The sequence below is a fragment of the Kitasatospora sp. NPDC048545 genome (assembly GCF_040651155.1).
In the GTDB taxonomy this organism is placed as follows: domain Bacteria; phylum Actinomycetota; class Actinomycetes; order Streptomycetales; family Streptomycetaceae; genus Kitasatospora.
Window position 1 is genome coordinate 118,713 of record NZ_JBEZIQ010000016.1, and the last position, 24,984, is coordinate 143,696.

Sequence of the window (24,984 nt, forward strand, 5' to 3'; positions counted from 1 at the left end):
CATCCGTCCGCGTCGACCACGCACCGGCCGCCGGGCCACCGCGCCCGTACCTTCGGGAAGTCCCCGCCGGCCGCGTCAACCACTCATCGCGCCAAAGCCCTTGAGGCGAACAGACCACCCTGCTTGGCTGGCCGCCGTGACCGATACCACCGCCGCCCCCGACGCACTCGGAGCCCTCGTCAGCCGTCACCGGGTCGCCACCCGCACCCGGTGGGTCAACGCCGCCTGGGCCCTGCCGATCGGTGTGCTCACCTCCTGGCTGGGCCTGTGGGCACTCCTCCAGGACGACGGCTCCTCTGGCGGCGGCAAGGGGCTCGGTGTGATCCTCGGCCTCGGCGTGTCCGGACTGGGCATCGGCCTCACGCAGGCCTTACGGGCGCTGCGCGGCGGTTCCGGCGAGTACTTCGAGGTCCGCGAGTACGGCTTGGTCCACGGCAATGCCCGTGGCCGCAAGGGGAGTTGGACCTGGGCTCAGATCACCGCCGTCACCGTCCCCACCCGCCGGAACTCGGTCGGCGCCCTCGCCCACCGGTTCGGCAACGACTACCGCTGTGTTCTCACCGTCGCCGGCGGCGGACGGGTCCGGATCGACGGTCTGGCCACCGGCGCCTCGGCCCTGGGCAACGCCGTGATCGACCACTGCCCGAACGCCCCTCTGCTCACCGGCGAGGAGTGGACCCGCAAGGCGGGCGGCTGGCTGCTCGCGGCCGCCGTGCTCTGCGTCGGCGGCATCATCGCGACGGTCGGCTACATCTCCGGCCACCCGGACGGCGAGAAGGTCACCGTCGACGCCAACGGCAACTCCGACCACGAGTTCGTCCAGGGCCTCGACGACACCACGATCATGCTCCTCGCGCTCGGCATGCTCACCTGTGGCATCGCCGCCGCCACCTGCCTCTGCCTCTTCGTCTACGGCCGCACCCGCCGCCGCCGCTGAGGCCCCCACACAAATCCCTTTGCCCGGAGGCCCGTTCGGCCGGACACTCGTCCCATGCTCGGATTCTCACGGACCGACGACGAAGCCCTCGTCTCCTGCCTGGGGGACCCACAGCGCACCGTGGCGGCCTACCGCGAGCTGCTGCACCGCGCGGCGGACGCGCTCGACGCCATCCGCGCAGGCCTCTCCCACGCCGACCCGGCGGTACGGGAGGGCTGCTGCCGCCTCCTCGACCACCTGGTCGACACCGACTCGATGGACCTGCTCATCGCCATGGCCGACGACCCCGACGCCCGCGTCCGGATCGCCGCCTTCCATGCCCTGGCCTGCGACCGGTGCAAGGGCGACACCTGCGCCCCGGGCGCCGACCGGGTGCTCGATCCCGGGCTGCGGCGTCTGGCGGGCGACCCCGACCCGCAGGTCCGCATGCGGGCCGCCGAACTGGTCGGCAAGTTCGTCCACACCGACCCTCGCGCCCTCGCCGCCCTGGAGGCCGCCCGCACCGGGGACCGGAGCCCGGCGGTCCGCAAGAAGGCCGGCTGGTACACCCCGGGAGGCCCGATCCACGGGCGCACCGCCCCGCCCCCGCCCGGCTGAGTCCCGCACCCCACGGCCACACCCGCGCCCGCGGCCGCGCGCAGGAAGTCGGCCCAGCCGACGTCCTGCGCAACCCCAACCGCAACCCCAACGGCAACGCCTGCCTGACTGTCTGCCTGCCGCCTACCGCCGGGCGGCCCGCAGCCACACCGCGAGCCCGAGGCAGAGCAGACACGCACCGGCCAACACCAGCGGGATCACCACCGCCCCGCCCGACCCGCTGAGCGCCCCGACCACCGCCGGCACGACGGCGTTGCCGAGCATGCAGCACAGGGTCAGCACGGAGGTCGCCTGCTGCGGCACCTCCGCCACGCCCGAGACCCAGGCGATCAGGGTCGGCAGCACCGGCGCCAGCGCCAGCCCGGCCAGCGGGTAGGCCACCACCGCGAGGTGGGGGACGGCCGCCAGCGCCAACGCGCCGAGCCCCGCCGCCAGGTAGGCCGGCAGGGTGGTCCGGCCCGGAATCCGCCTGGTCAGCTGGGGGACGACGAGCCGCCCGAGGGCCATCCCGGCCCAGAATCCGGAGGCCGCCGTCGTGGCGGCCTGGGTGCTCCAGCCGTCGCGGACCAGCTGGGTCGACTGCCAGGTGCCGATGCTGGTCTCCATGCCCGCGTACACCAGGCCCACCAGCAGGAACGGGAGCAACTGCAGCCCGGTCCGGGCACGTCGGCCGTCCTGCGGGCCCGCGTCGGTCCGCGCCGGCGCGGCCGTGAGCACCGCCCCCGCCCGTCCGACCAGGAAGCACGGCAGCGCGCACACCGCCGCCGCCAGCGCCAGCAACCGGATGTCCGTGTGCCCGACGGCCCCCGCGGCCAGCGGGCCCAGCATCGCGCCGATCCCGAAGACCGCGTTCAGCCGGTTGACCATCACCACGCTGTTCCCGGCGAACCCGCGCGCGAACGCCGTGTTGAGGGTGAGCGCCAGCCCGCCGTACCCGATGCCGGTGACGGCGGCGCAGCCGAGGTAGGCGGTCCAGCCGGGGCTGGCCGCCATCCCGGCCGCGCCCGCCGCGAAGACCGCGAGCAGGACGGGCGGAGCCGCCCGGACGTTCAGCCGCCGTCCGAGCAGCCCGATGCAGACGGTGGCCGCGAGCGCGCCGAGGTTGTACGCGGAGACCACCCGCCCGACCTCGTGCTCCGCGCCGAACCGCTCCCGCAGGAAGGGCAGCGAGGCGCCGAGCGAGGCGGTGAGCACGCCCAGGACGAGGAAGACACAGAACGCCGACATCGCTGCCGACCGGGCCATCACCGGCACCCCGGGTCCCGCCGACGCCTCCGATCCGGCCGACGTCCCCGTCCCGGCCGACGTCCCGGCCCCCGCCGACGCCCCCGCCCCGGCCGGCGCTCCCGGCACGGAGTCAACCAGCGCCCGGTTCGACGCGGCCCGGCCCGCCTCAGCCACCGACGGGCCCGCGCACGAGCGCCACGGTGACCCGGCCGTCCGGGTCGGTCAGCGTGATCGTCCCGGCCTCCTCGGCCGTCCCGCCCACCACCAGCGCCGTGAAGTCCGCGACGGCGACCACCGCGCCGGCCTCGACCAGGGCCGGCCCGCCGATCCCGACGCACACCGCCCCCGCGGTGACCGCGGAGCGCACCCCGCTGACCGAGTCCTCGAAGACCAGCGCGCGCTGCGGCCGGATGCCGAGGCCCCGGCAGGCCGCCAGGTACGGGTCCGGGTGCGGCTTGCCGCGCTCGACGTCGTCCCGGGTGACCCGCACCCGGAAGACGTCGAGCAGGCCGAGCCCGCCCAGCGCGTTGTCGATCTTCCGGGTCCAGCTGCTGGTGGCCAGGCCGACCGGCACACCGGCGCCCCGGAGCCGGGTGGCGAGTCCGTCCGCGCCGGGGACGGCCCGGTACGGCGCCTCCTCCTCGACGGTGTCCACCTCGGCCCAGATCGCCTTCCGGTCGGCGTCGGAGTGGTCCGGGAAGATCAGCCGCACCGTCTGGTCGCCGGTGCGGCCGTGGACGTACTCCTCGACCTCCGCGTCGGCCAGCACCCGGCCGTGGCGCCGGGCCACCGACCGCCACGCCTCCTCGATCACGGGCCTGGAGTCGATCAGGACCCCGTCCATGTCGAAGACGACGGCCTCGACCTCGTACCGCGTTCCGGCTTGCGGCTGCATCGGTCTCCTCACTCGGCGCTTGCGCCATACGATCTGACGATAGTTCACATCCGATGGGGCCGGACGGTCAACTGGACTAGACCTCACCGGCGGACCGCCCGACCCTGCCTCCGGCCTAGGCGGCCTAGGCGGCCTGCCGCGCCATGTAGCTGTCGGCGGTGTCCTTCCAGACCAGGTACACGTCGTCGACCAGGAGCAGGTCGATCACCTCGTCGGCCAGCGGGTCCAGCGCGTCGCGGTGCGACCCGACGATCGGCTCCTCGTGCTTGTTGAACGAGGTGTTCACCAGCGCCGCCTGGCCGCTGCGGTCGTACCAGGCCATCAGCAGGCCGTGCAGGAACGGGTCGTCCTGGGCCCGGACGATCTGCGGGCGCGCGGTGTTGTCGACGTGCACGACCGCCGGGCAGGCCTTGGCGAACGGCTCGTGGCAGTCGTAGGTGATGGTCATGAACAGCGCCGAGGGCTGCTCCGGCTCCCAGCCCACGTAGCACTCGGGCGCCAGGTCCTCGGCGGTGATCGGCGCGAAGGGCATGAACTCGGTGCGGTTCAGACGCTTGTTGAGCCAGTCGTTCATCGTCACGTCGGCGGTGCCGTAGATGACGCTGCGCCGGCCGAGCGCGCGCGGGCCGAACTCCATCCGGCCCCGGTAGGTGCCGATGACCTGGTCCGCCTCCAGCGCGGCCAGCAGGACCTCCCGCATGTCCTCGCCGATCCGCCGGTAGCGCAGCTCGGGGTAGTCCCGCAGGACCTCCTCCAGCCGGCCCTCGGAGATCGCGGCGTCCGGCCCGAGGGCCATCGAGGGCACCCGCGGGCGCTCGCCGGTCTCCCGGTGGGCCACGATCACGGCGGTCTGCAGCGGCAGCCCGCCGTCGCCCATCGGCGGCAGCACGTAGATGTTCCGCACGCCCGCGGTCTCGAAGATCCGCTGGTTGAGCTTGACGTTGGCGAACACGCCGCCGGACAGGCAGACGTTGCCGCCGGCCACCCGGCCGATGTGCTGCGCCACGACGGCGGTCAGCAGGTCCTCCACGTGCCGCTGGGCCGCCGCCGCGACGTCGGCCGGCTCGTGGGTGGCGATCTCGGCGAGCAGTTCCTCGGAGTAGCCCTCGTAGGACGGCTGGTACCAGTCTCCGCAGCGGGCGCGGATCGCGCCGTTCTCCTCGACGTCGATCATCCGCCGCATCAGCGGGAGGAGCTTCTCCGGGTCACCGTTGGCGGCGAGGCCGGTGATCTTGCCCTCGTGGCGGTTCGGCCGGAAGCCGAGCAGCTTGGTGATCCGGCCGTAGAAGTAGCCGAGGCTGTCGATCGAGGTCTCGCGCTGGAGCACCTCCTCGCCGCCGGGGAAGTAGTGCGTGACGGTCAAGGACTGGAAGTCCCCGCGGCCGTCGCAGGTGACCACGAGGGCGTCGTCGAACGGGGAGCAGAGGAAGGCGCCCAAGCCGTGCGACTCGTGGTGGTCGACGTGAACCACCTTGCCGCGAAGCCCGTTCTCCTCGATGAAGGCGTCGAACTCACCGCGCTTCTCACGGTCGTTCAGAATTTCGTCGGATATCCGCTTGCGGAGGTGCGGAAGCGCCTCGGGGCGCAGCCGGGCTTCCTCCGAAATGCGGTCCACGTAAAGCAGCAGGTGCTTTTCGGCGCTGAATCCCGCCTGCCATCCGTAGGCCACCCGGTCGACATCGGAAAGGGTGACCCCGGCCTCCTTCAGGACGTAGTCGATCGACTGCTCCGGCCAGGCCTTGTGGTCCTTGACCCGGGAGAAGCGTTCCTCGCTGACGGCCGCGACGACCGTTCCGTCCTGAACCAGGCAGGCGCCGGCCAGGTCGTTGTTGGTGATTCCGAGAACAAGCATGTGCCGCTCCAATGCTTGAGTCACGGGAAATGGCTCGACGGCATTTCCACGGATTTGGACAGCTGGTGAGGTCGGAGTGCACCGCGACTCTATGGAGAGGTTTCCCGGGAGATCAACGACGCCGTGGGGAATCCGGTCATCCTGACGGCCCGTCGGACTGTGACGCCGGGACGGCCGCCCGGTTAACAACAGTTCGTGGTTCGATCATCCCTGCTGGCAGGGTGGCACACGCCCGACAAGAGGTCTGGACCACCACCCTGCCGATCACTGAGGGTAGCTGTCCGGAAACAGTCCTTCCGCCCCGCAACCGGCGCCGTACCGGCACTTCCGCCACCCCCGGACGCCGCCCTGACGATTCGTCACATCCGCACCGTGGGTCGCTCGGAGCCCCGCCGGTCACACCCGCCCCGGCGGCACCGGTCCGGAAACGCCGGAGGGCCGAACCGGGGCTTCCGCCCCGACCCGGCCCTCCCCCTGCCCGTCCTCGGGCCGGCCCCTACGCCGCCCTCCGCGCGAGGAACAGATCACTCACGTGCAGCATCTCGATCCCCCCGCCCCGCGCGTCCAGCACCCGGCCCGTCTCCGCCAGCGCCCCGGCCCGATGCTCCTCCGGCAGCACCCGGTAGCTGGAGATCGAAGCCAGGTAGTCCAGGTAGCGCTCGGTCCCGTACCGGACCTCCTCGCGGAACCGGACGCCCCGCGGGTCCGCGAACCGGCCGTCCGCCCGGCACTCGGCCTCCGGCCAGAACGGCTCCCCGTTGCCCGGCACGTCCCCGTAGTAGGCGGCCCGCCGGCAGTGCGGCGAGCCCTCCACGCCGTAGCGCCGGTCGATCGCGCCGAGCTCCTCGTACAGCCCGTCGTCCACCACCCCGTGCGGGTTCCAGAACAGCGCGACGGCGCCGCCCGGTTCGAGCGCGTCGTGCACCAGGTCCCAGCGCCGCGCCGGGTCGAGCCAGTGCCAGGAGGTGGCGGCGAACAGCAGCCCGAACGTCCGCCCCTGCGCCGACCACTCCTCGAAACCGCCGGCCTCGACCCGCACCCGCGGGTACCCCGAGGTGTTGCGCCGCAGCACCTCCGCCATCCGCGGGTCCGGCTCGACGCAGACCAGCGGCACCCCGCGCTCGGCGAAGAGCACGGAGGCCTTACCGGTCCCCGCGCCGATCTCCACCACCGCGCGCTCCCCCGACCCCGCGGGCTCCCCCGACCCCGTGGGCGACAGCCACGCGTACGCCAGCACCTCGGCCACCAGCCCGTCGGCGTACCCGGGCCGGGCGGCGTCGTACAGTTCCGCCGCCTCACCGAACACCCGACCGCGCGACCTGTCGACACGCCCCGCTGAATCCACAGCACCCCCTGTGCTCCGACCGAAACGGCCGTCACCGTACCTCCGGCGCACACGGAGGGGCCACCACTTTTGCCGCCGGCCACCCGCCGACCTACCGACCCGCCGACCCGCCGACCCGCCGACCCGCCGACCCGCCGACCGAACAGCCGGCGGCCCCGGCGCCGTCAGTCCTCCTGCCCGTCCACCTCCGCCAGGAAGTCCAGCGACGCCGCCCAGGCCCGTTCCGCCGCCTGCGCGTCGTGGTCCGGCAGCTCCGGGTCGGTGAACAGGTGCCCGGCGCCCCGGTAGCGGTGCACCTCGACCTCGGCCCCGGCCCGCCGCATCCGCAGGTACCAGGCGTTCAGCCAGTCCTCCGGCTCGAACGGGTCCGGCTCCGCGATGTGCAACTGCACGGGGATAGACGTGGCGGCGTCCTCGCGCAGGTCCGAGGTGCCGTGCAGGAGCAGCAGGGCCCGCGCCTTCTCGTCGGCCAGCGCCAGGTTCTGCGCGATCGCGCCGCCGAGCGAGAAGCCCGCGTACACCAGCCCGCCCTCGGACAGCGGCGCGGCCGCGGTCACCGCCCGGCGCAGCATCTCCTCGCTGCCGCCGACTTCCTCCTGGTACGCCTGCCCGTCCTCGATCGAGTCGAAGGTCCGGCCTTCGAACAGGTCCGGCGTGTGCACGGTGTGCCCGGCGGCGCGCAGCCGCTCGGCGGCGGCCCGCACGGCGGGGCGCAGCCCGTAGGCGGAGTGGAAGAGGACGATCTGGGCCACGGTTCGGGTCCTTCACCTGCGGGGGTCAGCTACCCACCCATGATCCCCCATCGCCCGCCGGCCCCGGCGACACCACCGCGGCGGCGCTACGACACCACGTCCTTGCGCGCGAACCCACGGAACGCCAACGCCAGCAGCACCGCCGCGTACGAGAGCGACAGCGAGACGCCCTGCACCATGCCTCCCCATTCGAGCTGCGGCTGCAGCGCGTCGGCCCAGGCGTACTGCCAGTGCGCCGGCAGCCATTCCCGCAGGTCGCCGAGCGCGGTGACGGCGTCCAGCACCCCGGTGATGATCGACACGAACACCGCGCCGCCCACCGCGCCGAGCGGCGCGTCCGTCGCGGTGGACAGCCAGAACGCGAGGGCCGCGATCACGATCTCGCTGAGGAGGACGAAGGCCACCGCGATCGCGATCCGGGGCAGTGCCTCCCCGGCCGGCAGGCTGGCACCGGCGGGCAGTTTGAGGTCACCCCATCCGTAGGCGGCCGTCCCGACGAGCAGTCCGATCGCGGGCAGCATGACCACCGCGACCGCCGAGAACGCCAGCCCGACCGCGAACTTGCGTGCCAGCAGCCGTGCCCGGGGCACCGGCGCTGCCAGCAGGTAGCGCAGCGAGGACCAGCTGGCCTCGGAGGCGACGGTGTCCCCGCAGAACAGCGCGACGGGGATCACCAGCATGAAGCCGGTGCCGACGAACAGCATGGTGACCGCGAAGTTGGCCCCCGAGGCGGTGGCCAGATCGATGAAGGTGGTCCGGTCCGGTCGGCCGGGGGTGCCGCCGATCTGGAAGGCGGCCAGGATGACGAACGGCATGGCGGCGAGCACCGCGCCGATCACCAGGGTGCGGCGGCGACGCAGTTGCCGCATCGCCTCCACCCGCAGCGGCAGCGTCCGGCTCGCCCGGTAGCCCTCCGCGTGGTCCGCCGAAACTGCGGAGACCTCAGAGACCGAACTCACTCCGCACCACCTCCGATCAACGACAGGAACGCGTCCTCCAACCGCCGCTGCGGCCCGGCGCTCTCCACCGGCACCCCCAGCCGCACCAGCTCCGCGAGCAGTTCGCTCGCCGCCTGTCCGTCCAGCCGCACCAGCAGCCCGCCCTCGACGGCCTCCGCCGAGGCGACACCGGCCAGCGCGGCCACCTTCTCGGCCGCCGCCTGCGGGTCGTAGGGGGCGGCGACGCCGATCATCAGCAGTTCGCCGGCGCCGACGATCTCGCCGACCGGGCCCGCCGTCACCAGCTGACCGCGGTCCATCACGACCAGGTCCGTACAGCTCTGCTCGACCTCGGACAGCAGGTGGCTCGACACGATCACGGTCCGCCCGCCGGCCGCGTACCGGATCATCACCTCGCGCATCTCACGGATCTGCGGCGGGTCCAGCCCGTTGGTCGGCTCGTCCAGGATCAGCAGGTCCGGCATCCCGAGCATGGCCTGGGCGATGGCAAGCCGCTGCCGCATGCCCTGCGAGTACGTCCGCACGGCGCGGTCCAGCGCCTCGCCGAGCCCCGCGATGGCCAGTGCCTCGTCGAAGCACGCGTCGGCCTCCGGCCGCCCGGTCGCCTGCCAGTACAGCCGCAGGTTGGCGCGTCCGGTGAGGTGCGGCAGGAAGCCCGCGCCCTCCACGAAGGCCCCGACCCGCGACAGCACCGGCGCACCGGGCCGCACCAGGTGCCCGAAGATCCGGATCTCCCCGGCGTCCGGCCGGATCAACCCCATCAGCATCCGCAGCGTGGTGGTCTTGCCCGCGCCGTTCGGCCCGAGCAGCCCGAGCACCTGCCCCTGCTCCACCCGGAAGCCCAACTCCCGGACGGCGTAGCGGTCCTGGGAGCCCTTGTAGCGCTTGCTCAGCCCGCTGATCCGCAGCGGCACCGCGGCCAGCTCCGGATCGAAGTCCGGCCCACCGGCCGCCCGCCGGCGCCGCAGCCGCGGCACCAGCACCAGGCCGGCGGCCACCACCGCGGCGGCCGCCGGCAGCAGCCAGGTCCGCGCGGGCAGCGGCGCCGCCTCGGTGACCAGTCCCTCGACGGTCGGCACGGTGACCGGCCCGGCCGGCGCGACCCGGTAGGTCGCCGGCTCGACGGGCGAGGCGTACGCGAGGTCGGTGCTCGCCAGCACCAGCCGCACCCGGTGCCCGGCCGGGAAGGTGTGGTCCACGGTCGGCAGCGCCACGGTGACGGTCCGCCCCGCGTCCGCGCCGGTGACCCGCAGCGGCGCGGCGAGCTGCTGCGGCAGCACCGACTTGCCGTCCGGTCCGACGTCGTACAGCTTCGCGAACAGCACCGCGTCCGGCCGGTCCGACGTGACCCGCACCGGCACGGTCGGCTGCCCGGTCAGGTGCAGCGGCGAGTCCAGCGGCGCGGAGTCGAAGGCGGCGTTCTGCCCGGGAAAGTCCAGCGACAGTCCGGCGCCCAGCGAGGCCGCCTGGCTGAGCGCGCCGATGCCCGGCAGGGTCGAGATCCCGGGCGGCGCCCCGCCGGGCGGATTGGCGACGGTCTTCTCCCCGCCGGTCAGCTCGACGGACCGCGAACCGGTCCCGCCGAGCCCCGGGTACCGCTCCGCGGTGGCCCCGCGCAGCACCGCCTGGAAGCCGGTCGAGTCCACTCCGCCGGTCCGGGTCACGCGGAACGCCGCCCCGGTGTCGCTCCCGCGGCCCCTCAGGTAGTGGTCGAACCAGGCCGTCACCCGGTCGTCGACCCGGGCGCTGGTGTCCGTCCCGCCGTCGTGTCCGCCCGCGAACCAGTCCACGGCCACCGGAGCGCCGTTCGCGGCGACCGCCTGCGCGATCCGGTCGCCCTGGTCGAGCGGGAACAGCGAGTCCTGCTGCCCCTGCACCACCAGCGTGGGCGCCTTGAGCTGCGCCGCCACCGAGGACGGGCTGGAGCGGTCGAGCAGCGCGACGGCCTCCGGATCGGCGTGCCCGGCGGTCGCGACCCGGTCGTACATCTGGCAGAGCGACTCCAGGAACCGCCCGCACCCGACCTGCCCGTCCGCCACCGGCTTCGCCTCGCCGCCCTCGCGCGGCGCACCGCCGGACGGCCCGAGACCGCCCGCCGAACCGGGGGCTGCCGAGCCGGTGGTGAAGAAGATCCCGGCCCACAGCTTCTTGAACACGCCGTCCACGGCGCCCGAGCCCTGCACGCCCTGCGGGAACAGCGCGTCGGCCAGGTTCCACCAGGTGATCTGGGTCGCCACGGCGTCGATCCGGTGGTCGTAGGCGGAGGCCAGCAGCGAGATCGCCCCGCCGTAGGAGGCTCCGGTGATGCCGACCTTCGGGTCGCCGGGCCCGTCGAGCTGCACCTCGGGCCGCTGGGCCAGCCAGTCCACCAGGTGGCGGACGTCCTCGACCTCGCGGTCGGGCGCGTTGAGGCCGATCTTGCCGCCCGAGCGCCCGAACCCGCGGGCCGACCAGGTCAGCACCGCGTAGCCCTGCCGGGCGAGCTGCCGGGCGCGCTCGCGCTCGCCCTCCTTGGAACCGCCGAAACCGTGCGCGAGCAGCACCGCGGGCCGCGGCCCGCTGCCGGCGGTGAAGAACGAGGTGTCCAGCTGGACCTGCTGCGTGCTGCCGGGCGTCTCCGGCATGCTGAGGAAACGGTCCTCCTCGTGGACCGCCTGCTCACCGCCGGACGCCGCCGTCGCCACCGTGCCGATCCCGGCCACCGCGACCAGCGCCACCGCACCGGCCAGCACCCTGCGTCCGACCGTCGTACCCCGGCCGCGCCAACGGCGCCATGCCCCACCGAACTCCATGGCCGCTGATCGTATCCGCCGTCCGGGTAGGCACCCGATAAGGCCACCCGCACCCGACGAGGCCGCCCTCCGATCCGCCACACCTTTTCGCCCGTTTCACCCCACTGCGCCCGAGTATCGTACGGCCCATGCTCCGGCCGCTGATCTCGCTGCTCGCCACCGTCGCCGCCACCTTGGCGATCGGCTGGATCGTCGACCAGTCCCTCCAGCGGGTCGCCGCCCGCCGCCCCGGGGCACCGGTCTGGGCGCTGCTCCGCCGCTGCCGGGTCCCGCTCCAGCTCGTCGTCGCCTCGGCCCTGCTGCTCGCCACCGAGCCGCTCCGGCAGCTCGTCCCTGCGCCCGAGGAGGAGGGTGCGCAGCACCTGCTCCTGCTGTTGCTGCTCGCCTCCTTCGGCTGGCTGACCGTCCGCGTGGTGGCCGCCGCCCTGGAGGCCCTGCTCAGCCGCTACGAGACCCGCACCGAGGATCCGGCCCGCCGCCAGCGGGTGCACACCCAGATCAGCATGCTGCGCCGGGTGCTCAGTGCGGTGGTGGTCGTGGTCACCGTCGCCGTGATGCTGCTGACCTTCTCCGCCATGCGCACCATCGGCGCCGGCCTGCTCGCCTCGGCGGGCATCATCGGCATCGTGGCCGGCATCGCCGCCCAGAGCACCCTCGGCAACTTCTTCGCCGGCCTGCAGATCGCCTTCGGCGACACCGTCCGGATCGGCGACACCGTGGTGGTGGACGGCCAGCAGGGCACGGTCGAGGAGATCACCCTCTCCTACCTGGTGGTCCGCCTCTGGGACTACCGTCGGCTGGTCGTCCCGGTCTCCTACTTCGTCAACAAGCCCTTCGAGAACTGGACCCGCCGCGACCCGGGTCTGCTCGCCGCCGTCCTGCTCCACCTCGACCACTGCACCCCGGTGGACGAGCTGCGCGCGGCCCTACGGGCCGTCCTCGACCGGCACCCGCTGTGGGACGGCGTCGAATGGGCGCTCCACGTCACCGACACCACCCCCAGCACCATCGTCGTCCGCGCCACCATGACCGCCCGCAGCCCCGACGACGCCGCCCAGCTCCGCTTCGACGTCCGCGAGCAGCTCGTCGCCCACCTGCGCGACGAGCACCCCCGGGCCCTGCCCCGCCTCCGCACCACCGACACCTGATCCCGCCCCGGGCCCGTGCCCGAAACGGCGGGTTCCCCGCACCCCGGGCAGGGTGCGGGGAACCGCGCGAAGCGGGGAGGCCGCCCGAAGGGCCCGGCCCCAGGTGCCTACAGGACCCGCGTCATCGTCCGGTGCGCGATCCCGGCGTCGTCGTACTCCGGTCCCTCCGCCAGGTACCCCAACCGCTCGTAGAACCCGAGCGCCTGCACCTGCGCGTGCAGCTCCACCTCGGAAGCCCCGCGCTCGGCCCCCGCGGCCTCGATCGCCCGCACGAGCTCGGCGCCCAGCCCGGTCCCCCGGGCCGCCGGCAGCACCGCGAGCCGCCCGAGCAGCACCCGTCCCTCGACGCCCCCGGTCAGCTCCCGCGCCTGGTCGCCGAAGATCAGCCGCCCGGTCCCGAGCGCGGCCCCGTCGGCACCCACCGCCAGCAGGTGCACCGAGGTCCGGTCGTACTCGTCGTACTCCAGCTCCTCCGGCACGTTCTGCTCGACGACGAAGACCTCACGCCGTACGGCCCGCACCAGCGCCAGGTCGGCCTCGCCCTTGGCGATCCTGACCGCGACGACCGGGCCCGCGCTCACGCCGGCCCCCGGGTCGGCACTCATCTCAGCTCTCCGCCGCGATGACGTCCAGCGCCTTCTGCAGGTCCGCCGGGTACTCGCTGGAGAACTCGACCCACTGCCCGTCCGCCGGGTGCTCGAACCCGAGCGACACCGCGTGCAGCCACTGCCGGGTCAGCCCGAGCCGCTTGGCCAGCGTCGGGTCGGCGCCGTACGTCAGGTCGCCCACGCAGGGGTGCCGCAGCGCGGACATGTGGACGCGGATCTGGTGGGTGCGCCCGGTCTCCAGCTTGATCGCCAGCAGCGACGCAGCCCGGTACGCCTCGATCAGGTCGTAGTGGGTGACGGACGGCTTGCCCTCTCGGGTCACCGCCCACTTCCAGTCCGAGCTGGGGTGGCGTCCGATGGGGGCGTCCACCGTGCCGCTCATCGGGTCCGGGTGGCCCTGGACCAGCGTGTGGTAGCGCTTGTCGGTGATCCGGTCGTGGAACTGCCGCTTGAGGTCGGTGTAGGCGCGCTCGGACTTGGCGACGACCATCAGGCCGGAGGTGCCGACGTCCAGCCGGTGCACGATGCCCTGGCGCTCGGCCGCGCCGGAGGTGGAGATCCGGTACCCGGCCGCGGCGAGCCCACCGATCACGGTGGGGCCGGTCCAGCCCGGACTGGGGTGCGCGGCGACGCCGACCGGCTTGTCGACCAGCACGATGTCCTCGTCGTCGTGGACGATCCGCATGCCCTCGACGTGCTCGGCGACGATCTGGACCGGGGCGGCCGGAGCGGGGATCTCGACCTCCAGCCAGGAACCGCCGGTCACCCGGTCCGACTTTCCGGCCACGGCGCCGTCGAGCGTCACCTTGCCGTCGGCGGCCAGCTCGGCGGCCTTGGTCCGGGAGAAGCCGAACATCCGGGACAGGGCGGCGTCGAGACGCTCGCCCTCCAGGCCGTCGGGAACGGGGAGGCTGCGGATCTGCGCTGCGGTACTCACCCGTACGAGTATGCCGGAAACACGGCCCGCTCCCGCGCGCCGCGTTCCCGCCGCCGGGGCTACGCCCCCTTGCCGCCCTGCTGGTGGACGGTCCCGTCCGGGTTGCTGCCCCGGAAGGAGAGCAGGACGACCAGGATCCCGCCGCAGACGATCGCCGAGTCCGCGAGGTTGAAGACCGCGAAGTGCTGGACGGAGATGAAGTCCACGACGTGCCCGCGGAAGACGCCCGGTGCGCGGAACAGCCGGTCGGTGAGGTTGCCGAGCGCCCCGCCGAGCAGCAGCCCGAGGGCGATCGCCCACGGCAGGCTGTACAGCCTGCGGGCGATCCGCCAGATCACCACGATGACGGCGGAGGCGATCATCGTGAAGACGACGGTCAGCGCCTGCCCCATCCCGAAGGCCGCCCCGGAGTTGCGGATCACCTGGAAGGTGACGACGTCCCCGATCACCTTGATCGCCGCGTGGTTCTCCAGCTTCGCGACGACCAGCAGCTTGCTGCCGAGGTCGATCAGGAACGCCAGCAGCGCGATGACCAGCAGCACCCCGATCCGCCGCGGACCCCTGGGCTTCTCCGCGACCGCGGGTTCGTCCACGGACGCCGCCTCGGACGGCTCGGCCACGGGCACCTCCACGGCATCGCCGGGGGACGGGACGGCGTCGTCCCGGGTGTGGGGGGAACCTTGCGTACTGATGATCCGCTCCGCTGCCGATGGAGCTCCCCCGGCCGTAGGAGGGGGAGGGTGGTGGGCCGGTGACGACCTGGACGCGTCCACGGGCGCGGACGCGTCAGGCGACGTTACGGGGTCGAGCGTACGGCAAGCCCGACCCCCCGCGTCGCTCCGGCCGCCCGGTTCGGCGGCCGCCTCAGCGGCGTTCCTGCTTGGCCTTGCACTGCACGCAGAGCGTCGCCCGCGGGAAGGCCTGCATCCGGGCCTTGCCGATGGCCTGCCCGCAGGACTCGCAGGTGCCGAAGCCGACGCCCTCCAGCCGGTCCAGGGCGCGCTGGGTCTGGGCGAGGCTGTCGCGCGCGTTGTTGGCCAGCGCCAGCTCGCTCTCCCGCGAGATGTTCTTCGTCCCGGCGTCCACCTGGTCGTCGCCGGCCCCGTCGTTGGAGTCGCGCATCAGGCCGGAGATGGCCGCCTCGGCGGCGTCGATCTCGTTCTGCAGCCTGTCCAGCTCGCTGATCAGCTCGTTGTGCAGTTCGTGGACCTCCTCGGTGGTCCACGGGTCCTCGCCGGGCCTGACCGGCAGCGTGGCCGGGTCCACCGACTCGGCCCCGCGCGGCGTGACGGTGTCGGTGCTGCTCTTCGGTGCGGTAGTGGTCACGGTCCCCTCCCCTGGATCGACCGCCACGGCCTTGCGTGCCCGCTTGGTGGCGGTACCCGCGCCGGTTCCCTTCTCAGCCATGGCTTCGACCCCATCTACGAACGAATCGAGCCGCCGGTTCCCGGCGGCTCCCAGTGCCGGAACGATAATCCCGATCAAAACCGGTCACAACATGACATACCGGCACCTCACAACGATCCCACCCAGGCAGCCGCCCCAACCGCCACGCCCCGCGCGCTGACAGGGTTGTGCCCACCTCACCCCCTCCTAACCACCACCCCGACGACCGCCCTGACCAGCCCCGCCGCCCGCCCCGGGCCCCGCCCGCCCGAAACGGTTTGGACAAACGGACTCGCCCGGCCGATACACTGACCCTGCAAGGCGCAGATGGGACGAGTACCGACGTACGCAGCCACCAGCGACCCGGGGACGGTGTGAGCCCGGGGGCGTGCACGGCGGGAAGATCACCCCGGAGCCGCCGGAAGAACGGCCGCCGCGAAGCCCGCAGCGGTCCACTAGACCCGGCAGCAAGCCCAAACAAGAGGGCCGCAACGCAGCACCGCGGCCAAGGAGGGTGGTACCGCGGGGCGGCCAGGCCGTCTCGTCCCTCCGGAGGATCCAGTCCCAGCATCCGCCGGAGGTAGACGCCCGCGATGAGCTCCCAACCCGTCACCCACCACGACCCTTCCGACGACGGGCTGCGCGCGGCCCTCTATCACCCCGTCCCGGCGCAGGTGGACCTGCCTGCCCTGGAGCACCGGATCCTGTCGTTCTGGCAGGACAACAAGATCTTCCAGCGCAGTCTGGAGCAGTCCGAGGGCCGCCCCGAGTGGGTGTTCTACGAGGGCCCGCCGACCGCCAACGGCATGCCCGGCGCCCACCACATCGAGGCCCGCGTCTTCAAGGACGTCTTCCCCCGCTACCGGACGATGAAGGGCTACCACGTCGCCCGCAAGGCCGGCTGGGACTGCCACGGCCTCCCGGTGGAGCTCGCCGTCGAGAAGGAGCTCGGCTTCTCCGGCAAGCAGGACATCGAGGCGTACGGCATCGCCGAGTTCAACGCCAAGTGCCGCGACTCGGTGACCCGCCACACCGACGCCTTCGCCGAGCTGACCACCCGCATGGGGTACTGGGTCGACCTCGACGAGGCCTACCGGACGATGGACCCGTCCTACGTCCAGTCCGTCTGGTGGTCGCTCAAGCAGATCTTCGACAAGGGCCTGCTGGTCCAGGACCACCGGGTCGCCCCCTGGTGCCCGCGCTGCGGCACCGGCCTGTCCGACCACGAGCTGGCCCAGGGCTACGAGACCGTGGTCGACCCCTCGGTCTTCGTCCGCTTCCCGCTGACCGGCGGCCCGCTGGCCGGCCGGGCCGCGCTGCTGGTCTGGACGACCACCCCGTGGACCCTGGTCTCCAACACCGCCGCCGCCGTCCACCCCGGGGTCACCTATGTCGTGGCCACCGACGGCAACGAGCAGCTGGTCGTCGCCGAGCCGCTGGTCGGCAAGGCGCTCGGCGAGGGCTGGGAGACCACCGGCGAGTCCTTCACCGGCGCCGAGATGGAGCGCTGGGCCTACCGCCGCCCCTTCGACCTGGTCGAGATCGAGGACGCGCACTACGTCCTCAACGCCGACTACGTCACCACCGAGGACGGCACCGGCATCGTCCACCAGTCCCCCGCCTTCGGCGCGGACGACCTCGCGACCTGCCGCAAGTACGGCCTGCCGGTGGTCAACCCGGTGCTCGCCGACGGCACCTTCGCCCCCGAGGTCCCGCTGGTCGGCGGCCAGTTCTTCAAGAAGGCCGACGAGGCCCTGGTCGCGGACCTCAAGGAGCGCGGCCTGCTCTTCCGCCACCTGCCGTACGAGCACAGCTACCCGCACTGCTGGCGCTGCCACACCGCGCTGCTCTACTACGCGCAGCCGTCCTGGTACATCCGGACCACCGCCGTCAAGGACGCGCTGATCCGCGAGAACGAGGCCACCAACTGGTTCCCCGGGACGGTCAAGCACGGCCGCTTCGGCGACTGGCTGAACAACAACATCGACTGGGCGCTCAGCCGCAACCGCTACTGGGGCACCCCGCTGCCGATCTGGCGCTGCGAGGAGGGCCACCTCACCTGCGTCGGCTCGCTGGCCGAGCTGTCCGAGCTCACCGGCACCGACCAGGGCGACCTCGACCCGCACCGCCCGTACATCGACGACGTCACCTTCGACTGCCGCGACTGCGGCGGCACCGCCACCCGCGTGCCGGAGGTCATCGACGCCTGGTACGACTCGGGCTCGATGCCCTTCGCCCAGTACGGCTACCCGTACCGGAACAAGGAGCTGTTCGAGAAGCGCTACCCGGCGCAGTTCATCTCCGAGGCGATCGACCAGACCCGCGGCTGGTTCTACACGCTGATGGCGGTCGGCACCCTGGTGTTCGACAAGAACAGCTACGAGAACGTCGTCTGCCTGGGCCACATCCTGGCCGAGGACGGCCGCAAGATGTCCAAGCACCTGGGCAACATCCTGCAGCCGATCCCGCTGATGGACCAGCACGGCGCCGACGCCGTCCGCTGGTTCATGGCGGCCGGCGGTTCGCCCTGGTCGGCCCGCCGGGTCGGCCACGGCACCATCCAGGAGGTGGTCCGCAAGACCCTCCTCACCTACTGGAACACCGTCGCCTTCCAGGCCCTGTACGCCCGCACGTCCGGCTGGGCCCCGTCCGCGGCGGACCCGGCACCGGCCGACCGCCCGCAGCTGGACCGCTGGGTGCTCTCCGAGCTGAACACCCTGGTCCGCGAGGTCGACACGGCCTTCGAGGCGTACGACACCCAGCGCGCCGGCAAGCTGCTCTCCGGCTTCGTCGACGACCTGTCCAACTGGTACGTCCGCCGCGGCCGCCGCCGCTTCTGGCAGGGCGACGCCGCCGCGCTGGCGACCCTGCACGAGGCGCTGGAGACGGTCACCCGCCTGATGGCCCCGCTCACCCCTTTCATCACCGAACGGGTCTGGCAGGACCTGGTCGTCCCGGTCGTCCCGGACGCCCCGGCCTCGGTCCACCTGGCCACCTGGCCGCAGGCGGACGAGTCGCTGATCGACACCGACCTCTCCCGGCACATGGCGCTGGTCCGCCGCCTGGTGGAGCTGGGCCGGGCCACCCGCGCCGAGTCCGGCGTCAAGACCCGTCAGCCGCTCTCCCGCGCGCTGGTCGCCGCCCAGGGCTGGGAGGAGCTGCCTGCCGACCTGCGCGCGCAGATCGCCGAGGAGCTCAACGTCTCCGCCCTGGAGTCGCTCTCGGAGGTCGGAGGCTCGCTGGTCGACACCAGCGCCAAGGCCAACTTCCGCGCGCTGGGCAAGCGTTTCGGCAAGGGCGTGCAGGACGTCGCCAAGGCGGTCGCCGCGGCTGACGCCGCCCGCCTGGCCGCCGAGCTGCGGGCCGGCGGCGAGACCGGCGTCGAGCTGAACGGCGAGACGATCACCCTCTCGCCCGACGAGGTGATCATCACCGAGACCCCGCGCGAGGGCTGGGCCGTCGCCAACGAGTCCGGTGCCACCGTCGCCCTCGACCTGGCCATCACCCCGGAGCTCAAGCGCCTCGGCGTCGCCCGCGACGCCATCCGCCAGATCCAGGAGGCGCGCAAGAACTCCGGCCTGGACGTCGCCGACCGCATCGTCCTGCGCTGGCGCGCCACCACGGAGGAGACCGCCGAGGCCATCGCCGAGCACGGTGCCCTCGTGGCCGAGGAGGTCCTCGCGACCGACTTCGCCGCCGGTACGGCCGACTGGGAGTCCGAGACCTTCTCCGACGAGTCCCTGGGCCTCGCCTTCCAGCTCCGCAAGGCCTGACCCCCGCCGAAGCCGCCGTCACCCCGGGTGACGGCGGCTTCGCCGTACCCGCCCCCGCCCCCGCCCACTCCACTCCCGGCCCCACGCCCCGCACCGACCGCCGAGCAGGAAAGAGGGCGCCCCCTCCCCGACCCGGAGGTCGGAAAGGGGGCGCCCTCGAAAGGCTCTGCTACAACCTCAGTTGTCGCCGTCCTCGTCGATCAGGAAGCCCCGCATCGGTGCCGGAGCCTGCTGCATCGGCTGCGGCGGCTGCGGACGGACCGCCGCCATCGGCTGGGTCATCCCGGCCGGCTGCATCTGCGGAGCCCCGCTGTTGCCGCCGGTCGACTGCCCGCCGAAGCTCGGCGCCGGGGAGTTGCTGCCGAAGGAGCTGTTCCCGCCGAAGGACGGCGAGTTGCCACCGAACGACGGCTGGTTGCCGCCGAAGCTCGGCGCGCTGCCCATCCCACCGGCACCGGCCGGCGTCATCGACGAGGCCGCCGGCGGCAGCGACGCCGTGGCGGGGATCCGCGGCGGGGCGAGCGAGTCGTCGGCCTGCGACTCCAGCTGACGCAGCTGGGTCTCCAGGTACGACTTCAGGCGCGTGCGGTACTCGCGCTCGAACGCCCGCAGGTCCTCGACCTTGCGCTCCAGCGTGGCCCGCGCGGACTCCAGCGAGCCCATCGCGACGCGGTGCTTCTCCTGCGCGTCCCGCTCCAGGGCGTCGGCCTTGGCACGGGCGTCGCGCTCCAGACCCTCGGCCCGGCTGCGCGCCTCGCCGACGATCTTGTTGGCCTCGGAACGGGCCTCGGAGATCGCCTGGTCGGCGGTCTGCTGGGCGAGCGCGAGCACGCGGGCGGCGCTGTCGCCACCGGGGCCCTGCTGCTGCATCGGGGCGCCGAGCGGGCCGCCCATCTGCTGCGGGCCACCCATCTGCTGCGGGCCGCCGGGGCCCATCTGCTGCGGGCCACCCATGGGGCCGCCCATCTGCTGCATCTGCTGCTGGCCCATGCCCTGGCCCATCGGGTTGCCCATCTGCTGCGGGCCACCGGGGCCGCCCATGGGCTGGAGCATCTGACCGCCCATCGGCTGCACCAGCTGCTGCTGGCCGCCCATGGTCTGGTTCATCTGCTGCTGCGGGCCGCCGGCCGGCGGGAGCTGCGGCGCGGACCCGGCGGGCAGGCCGAGCGGCTGGTTGCCCATCTGCTGCTGCGGGCCGCCGGGGCCCATCTGCTGCGGACCACCCGGACCCATCTGCTGCGGGCCGCCGGGGCCCATCTGCTGCGGGCCGCCCGGGCCCTGCTGGCCGGGGACCGGCGGGCCGGATATGGCGGCCGGCACCGGGGCGCCACCCTGGCGGGGGGCGTCCTGCGGCGGCTCCTTGCGCAGGTTGGCCTGGTTCTGCGCGGCGGCACGAGTCGCGGCGGCCAGCTTGGCGCGCAGGTCCTCGTTCTCCCGGAGGAGGCGGGTCAGCTCCGCCTCGACCTCGTCGAGGAAGGCATCGACCTCGTCCTCGTCATAGCCTTCACGCAGGCGGACGGTCGTGAACTGCTTGTTCCGAACGTCCTCGGGGGTCAATGGCATCTCTTCACCTCAACGTGATCGTCGGCACACCGGCATCCTGTCGCATCGCTCACCTACGACTAGGGGTGCACAAGCGAGATCAGGACATACACAATGATCATCAGTACGAAGAAGGACAGGTCGAGCGCCACGCCCCCGAAACGCAACGGCGGAATGAGCCGCCGAAGAAGCTTGAGCGGCGGATCCGTGACAGTGTACGTGGCCTCCAGGACCAGGACCATGGCCTTGCCGGGCCGCCACGAACGCGCGAACTGGAAGACCCAGTCCATGACCAGCCGTACGAGCAGGAACACCAGGAAGACGGTCAGGGCGTAGTAGAGCACCGCCCACACGATGTCCATCGCGTTTTCCCTCTCCCCGGTCCCGAGCCCTCGGGCCCGCCGCTCGTCACCTGTCGCTAACCCACTGTTGATCAGATCCACACGTAAAGTCGTGGCCGGGTCAGCTCTGGTTGAAGAACCCACCCTCGGCGATCCGAGCCTTGTCCTCCGCCGTGACATCGACGTTAGCAGGCGACAGCAGGAACACCTTCTGCGTCACGCGCTCGATACTGCCGTGCAGACCGAAGACGAGTCCAGCGGCGAAGTCTACGAGCCGCTTGGCGTCCGTGTCGTCCATCTCGGTCAGATTCATGATCACGGGGGTGCCGCCGCGGAACTGTTCCCCGATGGTACGGGCCTCGTTGTAGGTCCTCGGGTGCAGCGTGGTGATGCGGTAGGGCTCTCGTTCGTTCACTACCTTGGGCATGATCACCGGGGCGCTCTTCTCCAGGTTGTGGCGGCGTTCGGGTGTGATGGACGACACGGGGGCCATCCTCGGGGTCTCCTGTCGGATCGGCACCGCCGCCGGCACCGGCTGCGGGGTGATCGAGGAGACCGGGGCGGGCGTGGCGGCGGCCGCGGCGGCCGGCCGGGGGATGTCCTCGGTCCGCTGTCCCGTCCGGATCGGCTCGGGGTCCGCGTCGTAGTCGTCGTCGGGGTCGTACCCCTGGCCGTCGTACGTCTCGTCCTCCACGAGGCCGAGGTAGACCGCCATCTTGCGCATTGCGCCGGCCATGCTCCTGTCTCCTCCGCTCATGGCCACCTCGCTGGTGCTCGGTGGCTGCTTCGCGAAGCCGCGTCCCTTCCGATGGTCGCTCGCTTCGCTCACTCCGTGGGGCCGGCTCCGACTCCCGGCGGCCCGGGCCGCACGGCCCTGCCTGCGGATTCCGCGGTCCATCCACGACGGCGCGTCAGGCCGACGGCCTGTCAGGGTTCGTGGAGTGGGGGCCGCGGAGCTGCGATCCACGGTTCGCTAGCGCTCCGGGGAGGGAGCTGCTAGATTCTGTCCTATTTTGTCCTGCAGTCTGATCTACTACCCGGTGACGTTACCTGAGGGGTGACCTCACTCCGAGTACCGCCGTTCCGACGCGCACATGTGTCGCCCCGGCGGCAATCGCCTGCTCAAGGTCACCGCTCATCCCTGCGGAGACCATGGTGGCAGCCGGATGGGCCGTCCGTACGGCGGTTGCGATTTCCGCCAGCCGATCGAAGGCACGGGCCGGATCCGAGGCCAGCGGACCGGCCAGCGGAGCGACGGTCATCACACCGTCCAGCCGCAGTCCGGGCGTGTCGGCGATCGCGTCGGCCAGTTGCGCGACGTCCTCCGGCGCGACCCCGGCCCGGTGCGCACCCTCCCCGTGCTCCTTGTCGAGCGCCACCTGCACCAGGCAACCGAGGTCGGGGCGCTCCGACTTGAGGACCGCCGCGGAGAGCGACTCGACCAGCCGCAGCCGGTCCACCGAGTGCACGTGGTTCGCGTACCCGACGACCGAGCGGACCTTGTTGGTCTGGAGCTGTCCGACGAAGTGCCAGTCAAGAGGAAGGTTTCTGCACTGTTCCGCCTTGGGTGCAGCGTCCTGGTCACGGTTCTCCGCGACGTCCGTCACACCCAGCCCGGCCAGCAGCGCGGTGTCCTCGGCGGGGTAGGTCTTGGTGACGACGATCAGGGTGACCTCGTCCCGCGCCCGCCCGGCGGCCGCGCAGGCGGCCGCGATCCGGCGCTCCACCACCTCCAGGCTGGTCCCGAGCTCCTCGTACCGGCCCCGCTGCCCCTCGGTCAGCCCCGCCAGGAACTCGGGGCCGCCCGGGAACGGTCCGTAGATGTCGTTCGTCATCAGTGATCAGAGCCCAACCAGACGTAGCTCGCGAGCCGGCCCGTGCGCTGCTCGCGACGATAGGAGTAGTGATCGGCGGATTCGAGGGTGCAGACCGGTGAGCGCACCGGTTCGCTGACCCCCATCGCGGCCAGCTGGGCCGCGACCCCCGTCGGCACATCCAGGGCCGGGGTCCCCCAAGAGGTCTCGGCGAAGGCCTCCGGCACCGCGGCGGCGACCTCGGCACGCAGCCCCGCCGGCACCTCGTAGCAGCCGCCGCAGACCGCGGGGCCGATGGCGGCGGCGATCCGCGCCGGCTCGGCCCCCAGTTCGATCATCGCCCGGACCACCGCGGGGACCACTCCGGCTGCCAGCCCGGGCCGGCCCGCGTGGGCCGCGCCCACGACGCCCGCCACCGGATCGGCCAGCAGCACCGGCGTACAGTCCGCGGTCAGCACCGCCAGGGCGAGCAGGCGGTCGGTGACCACCGCGTCCACGGCCGGGGCCTCCCCCGGCGGCTGGCGCTCCGTCACCACGGCGACCTCGGCGCCGTGCACCTGGTTCATCCACACCACGTCGGCCGGTTCGAGCCCCAGCTCCCGAGCGGCCCGCACCCGGTTCTCCCGGACGGCCTCCGGGTCGTCCCCCACGGCGCCGCCGAGGTTGAGCTCCCCGTACGGCGAAGTGCTCACCCCGCCCCACCGGTCGGTGAAGGCGAAGTGAGCACCCGCGTGTACGGCGTGATCGATCACTTAAGGAAATCCGGGACGTCGAGCTCCTCCGCCGGGCTCTCCACGTACGGCTGACGGGCCGGCTGCACCTGCGGCGGCACCGGGGCGGCGGTCGTGGTGGCGGGGGTCTCGGCCGACCGGGTCGACGCGGCCGGGGCCTCCTCCGAGCGGGACGTCACCGAGCCGATGCTCCCGTACGACGGCCGGCTCGCCGGGCGCTCCGGGGCGGCCGGCGGCGTGGCCGGGCGGTCCGGGGCGGTGGACTTGACCACCGGGTCGCGGACGATCGCCGGCGGCTGCCCGCCGTCGAAGCCGGCCGCGATGACGGTGACCCGGACCTCGTCGCCGAGCGCGTCGTCGATGACCGCACCGAAGATGATGTTGGCCTCGGGGTGCGCGGCCTCGCTGACCAGCTGGGCCGACTCGTTGATCTCGAACAGACCGAGGTCGGAGCCGCCGGAGATGGACAGCAGCACGCCGCGGGCGCCGTCGATCGAGGCCTCCAGCAGCGGCGAGGAGATCGCCATCACCGCAGCGGCCTTGGCGCGGTCCTCGCCACGGGCCGAGCCGATGCCCATGAGCGCCGAACCGGCCTCCGACATGACGGACTTGACGTCCGCGAAGTCGAGGTTGATCAGACCCGGAGTGGTGATCAGGTCGGTGATGCCCTGGACGCCGGAGAGCAGGACCTGGTCGGCCGAGCGGAACGCGTCCAGCACGCTGACCTGGCGGTCCGAGATGGACAGCAGCCGGTCGTTGGGGATCACGATGAGGGTGTCGACCTCTTCGCGCAGGCTCGCGATGCCGTCCTCGGCCTGGTTGGCCCGGCGCCGGCCCTCGAAGGTGAAGGGGCGGGTGACCACGCCGATGGTCAGGGCGCCCAGCGAGCGCGCGATGTTGGCGACGACGGGCGCGCCGCCCGTGCCCGTGCCACCGCCTTCGCCGGCGGTCACGAAGACCATGTCGGCCCCCTTGAGGACCTCCTCGATCTCCTCGCGGTGGTCCTCGGCCGCCTTGCGGCCGACCTCGGGGTTGGCGCCGGCGCCGAGGCCCCGGGTGAGTTCACGGCCCACATCGAGCTTGACGTCGGCGTCGCTCATGAGGAGGGCCTGCGCATCGGTGTTGATCGCGATGAACTCGACGCCCTTGAGACCGACCTCGATCATCCGGTTGATGGCGTTGACACCACCGCCGCCGATACCGACGACCTTGATGACTGCGAGGTAGTTCTGCGGTGCTGCCACGTCGAAGGCCTCTCGCCTCGAATTTCCGGGTCGGCCCGGCCCGGCGAGGGTCCGTTCCGACGGATGTCGATGGGTAGGGAGCCTGGTTTCTGACTGAATGTCCG

At 72.7% G+C, this 24,984-nt stretch carries 21 protein-coding genes; 4 read left to right on the plus strand and 17 right to left on the minus strand.

Annotated features, from left to right (window positions below; translation table 11 throughout):
* Positions 1–136 precede the first annotated feature (136 nt).
* Entirely contained in the window at positions 137–937 is an 801-nt protein-coding gene (locus tag AB0D10_RS17600) for a hypothetical protein (RefSeq protein WP_360256893.1), read from the plus strand.
* Positions 938–991: 54 nt separating this feature from the next.
* Complete coding sequence (locus AB0D10_RS17605) at positions 992–1,534, plus strand: HEAT repeat domain-containing protein (protein WP_360256895.1); 543 nt, start codon at positions 992–994, stop codon at positions 1,532–1,534.
* Between the two features lie 123 nt (positions 1,535–1,657).
* On the opposite strand, the gene AB0D10_RS17610 is transcribed toward AB0D10_RS17605, so the two are convergent.
* From AB0D10_RS17610 to AB0D10_RS17640, 7 genes are all read right to left on the minus strand, one after another.
* A complete protein-coding gene (locus tag AB0D10_RS17610) occupies positions 1,658–2,779 on the minus strand; it encodes an MFS transporter (RefSeq protein ID WP_360256897.1) in 1,122 nt (373 codons plus the stop codon).
* Positions 2,780–2,927: 148 nt separating this feature from the next.
* A complete protein-coding gene (locus AB0D10_RS17615; RefSeq protein ID WP_360256899.1) occupies positions 2,928–3,656 on the minus strand; it encodes an HAD family phosphatase in 729 nt (242 codons plus the stop codon).
* 124 nt (positions 3,657–3,780) lie between these two features.
* Positions 3,781–5,508, minus strand: coding sequence for a carbamoyltransferase C-terminal domain-containing protein (locus AB0D10_RS17620; protein WP_360256901.1), 1,728 nt, complete (start codon positions 5,506–5,508; stop codon positions 3,781–3,783).
* 496 nt (positions 5,509–6,004) lie between these two features.
* A complete protein-coding gene (locus AB0D10_RS17625; protein WP_360256903.1) occupies positions 6,005–6,814 on the minus strand; it encodes a class I SAM-dependent methyltransferase in 810 nt (269 codons plus the stop codon).
* Between the two features lie 203 nt (positions 6,815–7,017).
* On the minus strand, positions 7,018–7,605 hold the full coding sequence (locus AB0D10_RS17630; RefSeq protein WP_360256905.1) for a dienelactone hydrolase family protein: 588 nt from the start codon (positions 7,603–7,605) through the stop codon (positions 7,018–7,020).
* An 86-nt stretch (positions 7,606–7,691) separates the two neighbouring features.
* Positions 7,692–8,564, minus strand: coding sequence for an ABC transporter permease (locus AB0D10_RS17635; protein ID WP_360256908.1), 873 nt, complete (start codon positions 8,562–8,564; stop codon positions 7,692–7,694).
* Positions 8,561–11,356: an alpha/beta fold hydrolase gene (locus AB0D10_RS17640; protein ID WP_360256910.1), complete on the minus strand. Its 2,796-nt coding sequence runs from the start codon at positions 11,354–11,356 to the stop codon at positions 8,561–8,563. The genes AB0D10_RS17635 and AB0D10_RS17640 overlap by 4 nt, the downstream gene beginning before the upstream one ends.
* 128 nt (positions 11,357–11,484) lie before the next feature.
* Between AB0D10_RS17640 and AB0D10_RS17645 the strand changes: the two genes are divergently transcribed.
* On the plus strand, positions 11,485–12,504 hold the full coding sequence (locus AB0D10_RS17645; RefSeq protein ID WP_360256912.1) for a mechanosensitive ion channel domain-containing protein: 1,020 nt from the start codon (positions 11,485–11,487) through the stop codon (positions 12,502–12,504).
* A 107-nt stretch (positions 12,505–12,611) separates the two neighbouring features.
* Here the strand turns inward: AB0D10_RS17645 and AB0D10_RS17650 are convergent, their stop codons facing one another.
* The 4 genes from AB0D10_RS17650 to AB0D10_RS17665 form a co-directional block, all read right to left on the minus strand.
* Positions 12,612–13,109 carry a GNAT family N-acetyltransferase gene (locus AB0D10_RS17650; protein ID WP_360256915.1) on the minus strand — a complete coding sequence of 166 codons (498 nt, stop codon included), beginning with the start codon at positions 13,107–13,109 and terminating at the stop codon, positions 12,612–12,614.
* A 1-nt stretch (position 13,110) separates the two neighbouring features.
* A complete protein-coding gene (locus AB0D10_RS17655; RefSeq protein WP_360256917.1) occupies positions 13,111–14,049 on the minus strand; it encodes an RluA family pseudouridine synthase in 939 nt (312 codons plus the stop codon).
* Positions 14,050–14,108: 59 nt separating this feature from the next.
* Positions 14,109–14,675, minus strand: coding sequence for a signal peptidase II (lspA, locus tag AB0D10_RS17660; RefSeq protein ID WP_360256920.1), 567 nt, complete (start codon positions 14,673–14,675; stop codon positions 14,109–14,111).
* A 238-nt stretch (positions 14,676–14,913) separates the two neighbouring features.
* A complete protein-coding gene (locus AB0D10_RS17665; protein WP_360256922.1) occupies positions 14,914–15,375 on the minus strand; it encodes a TraR/DksA family transcriptional regulator in 462 nt (153 codons plus the stop codon).
* Between the two features lie 653 nt (positions 15,376–16,028).
* Here AB0D10_RS17665 and ileS point away from each other — a divergent pair.
* Positions 16,029–19,208 carry an isoleucine--tRNA ligase gene (gene ileS / locus AB0D10_RS17670; protein WP_360256924.1) on the plus strand — a complete coding sequence of 1,060 codons (3,180 nt, stop codon included), beginning with the start codon at positions 16,029–16,031 and terminating at the stop codon, positions 19,206–19,208.
* Between the two features lie 177 nt (positions 19,209–19,385).
* Here ileS and AB0D10_RS17675 read toward each other — a convergent pair whose 3' ends face one another.
* From AB0D10_RS17675 to ftsZ, 6 genes are all read right to left on the minus strand, one after another.
* Positions 19,386–20,771: a DivIVA domain-containing protein gene (locus AB0D10_RS17675; RefSeq protein WP_360256926.1), complete on the minus strand. Its 1,386-nt coding sequence runs from the start codon at positions 20,769–20,771 to the stop codon at positions 19,386–19,388.
* 59 nt (positions 20,772–20,830) lie between these two features.
* Positions 20,831–21,112: a YggT family protein gene (locus AB0D10_RS17680; RefSeq protein WP_030060143.1), complete on the minus strand. Its 282-nt coding sequence runs from the start codon at positions 21,110–21,112 to the stop codon at positions 20,831–20,833.
* A gap of 100 nt (positions 21,113–21,212) precedes the next feature.
* Complete coding sequence (gene sepF, locus AB0D10_RS17685) at positions 21,213–21,827, minus strand: cell division protein SepF (protein ID WP_030060144.1); 615 nt, start codon at positions 21,825–21,827, stop codon at positions 21,213–21,215.
* A 310-nt stretch (positions 21,828–22,137) separates the two neighbouring features.
* Positions 22,138–22,926, minus strand: a complete 789-nt coding sequence (locus AB0D10_RS17690) for a YggS family pyridoxal phosphate-dependent enzyme (RefSeq protein WP_360256928.1) — start codon at positions 22,924–22,926, stop codon at positions 22,138–22,140.
* Positions 22,926–23,654, minus strand: coding sequence for a peptidoglycan editing factor PgeF (pgeF, locus tag AB0D10_RS17695; RefSeq protein ID WP_360256978.1), 729 nt, complete (start codon positions 23,652–23,654; stop codon positions 22,926–22,928). Before pgeF ends, AB0D10_RS17690 begins: the two co-directional genes overlap by 1 nt.
* Complete coding sequence (ftsZ, locus tag AB0D10_RS17700) at positions 23,654–24,880, minus strand: cell division protein FtsZ (protein WP_360256931.1); 1,227 nt, start codon at positions 24,878–24,880, stop codon at positions 23,654–23,656. Before ftsZ ends, pgeF begins: the two co-directional genes overlap by 1 nt.
* Between the last annotated feature and the right edge of the window lie 104 nt (positions 24,881–24,984).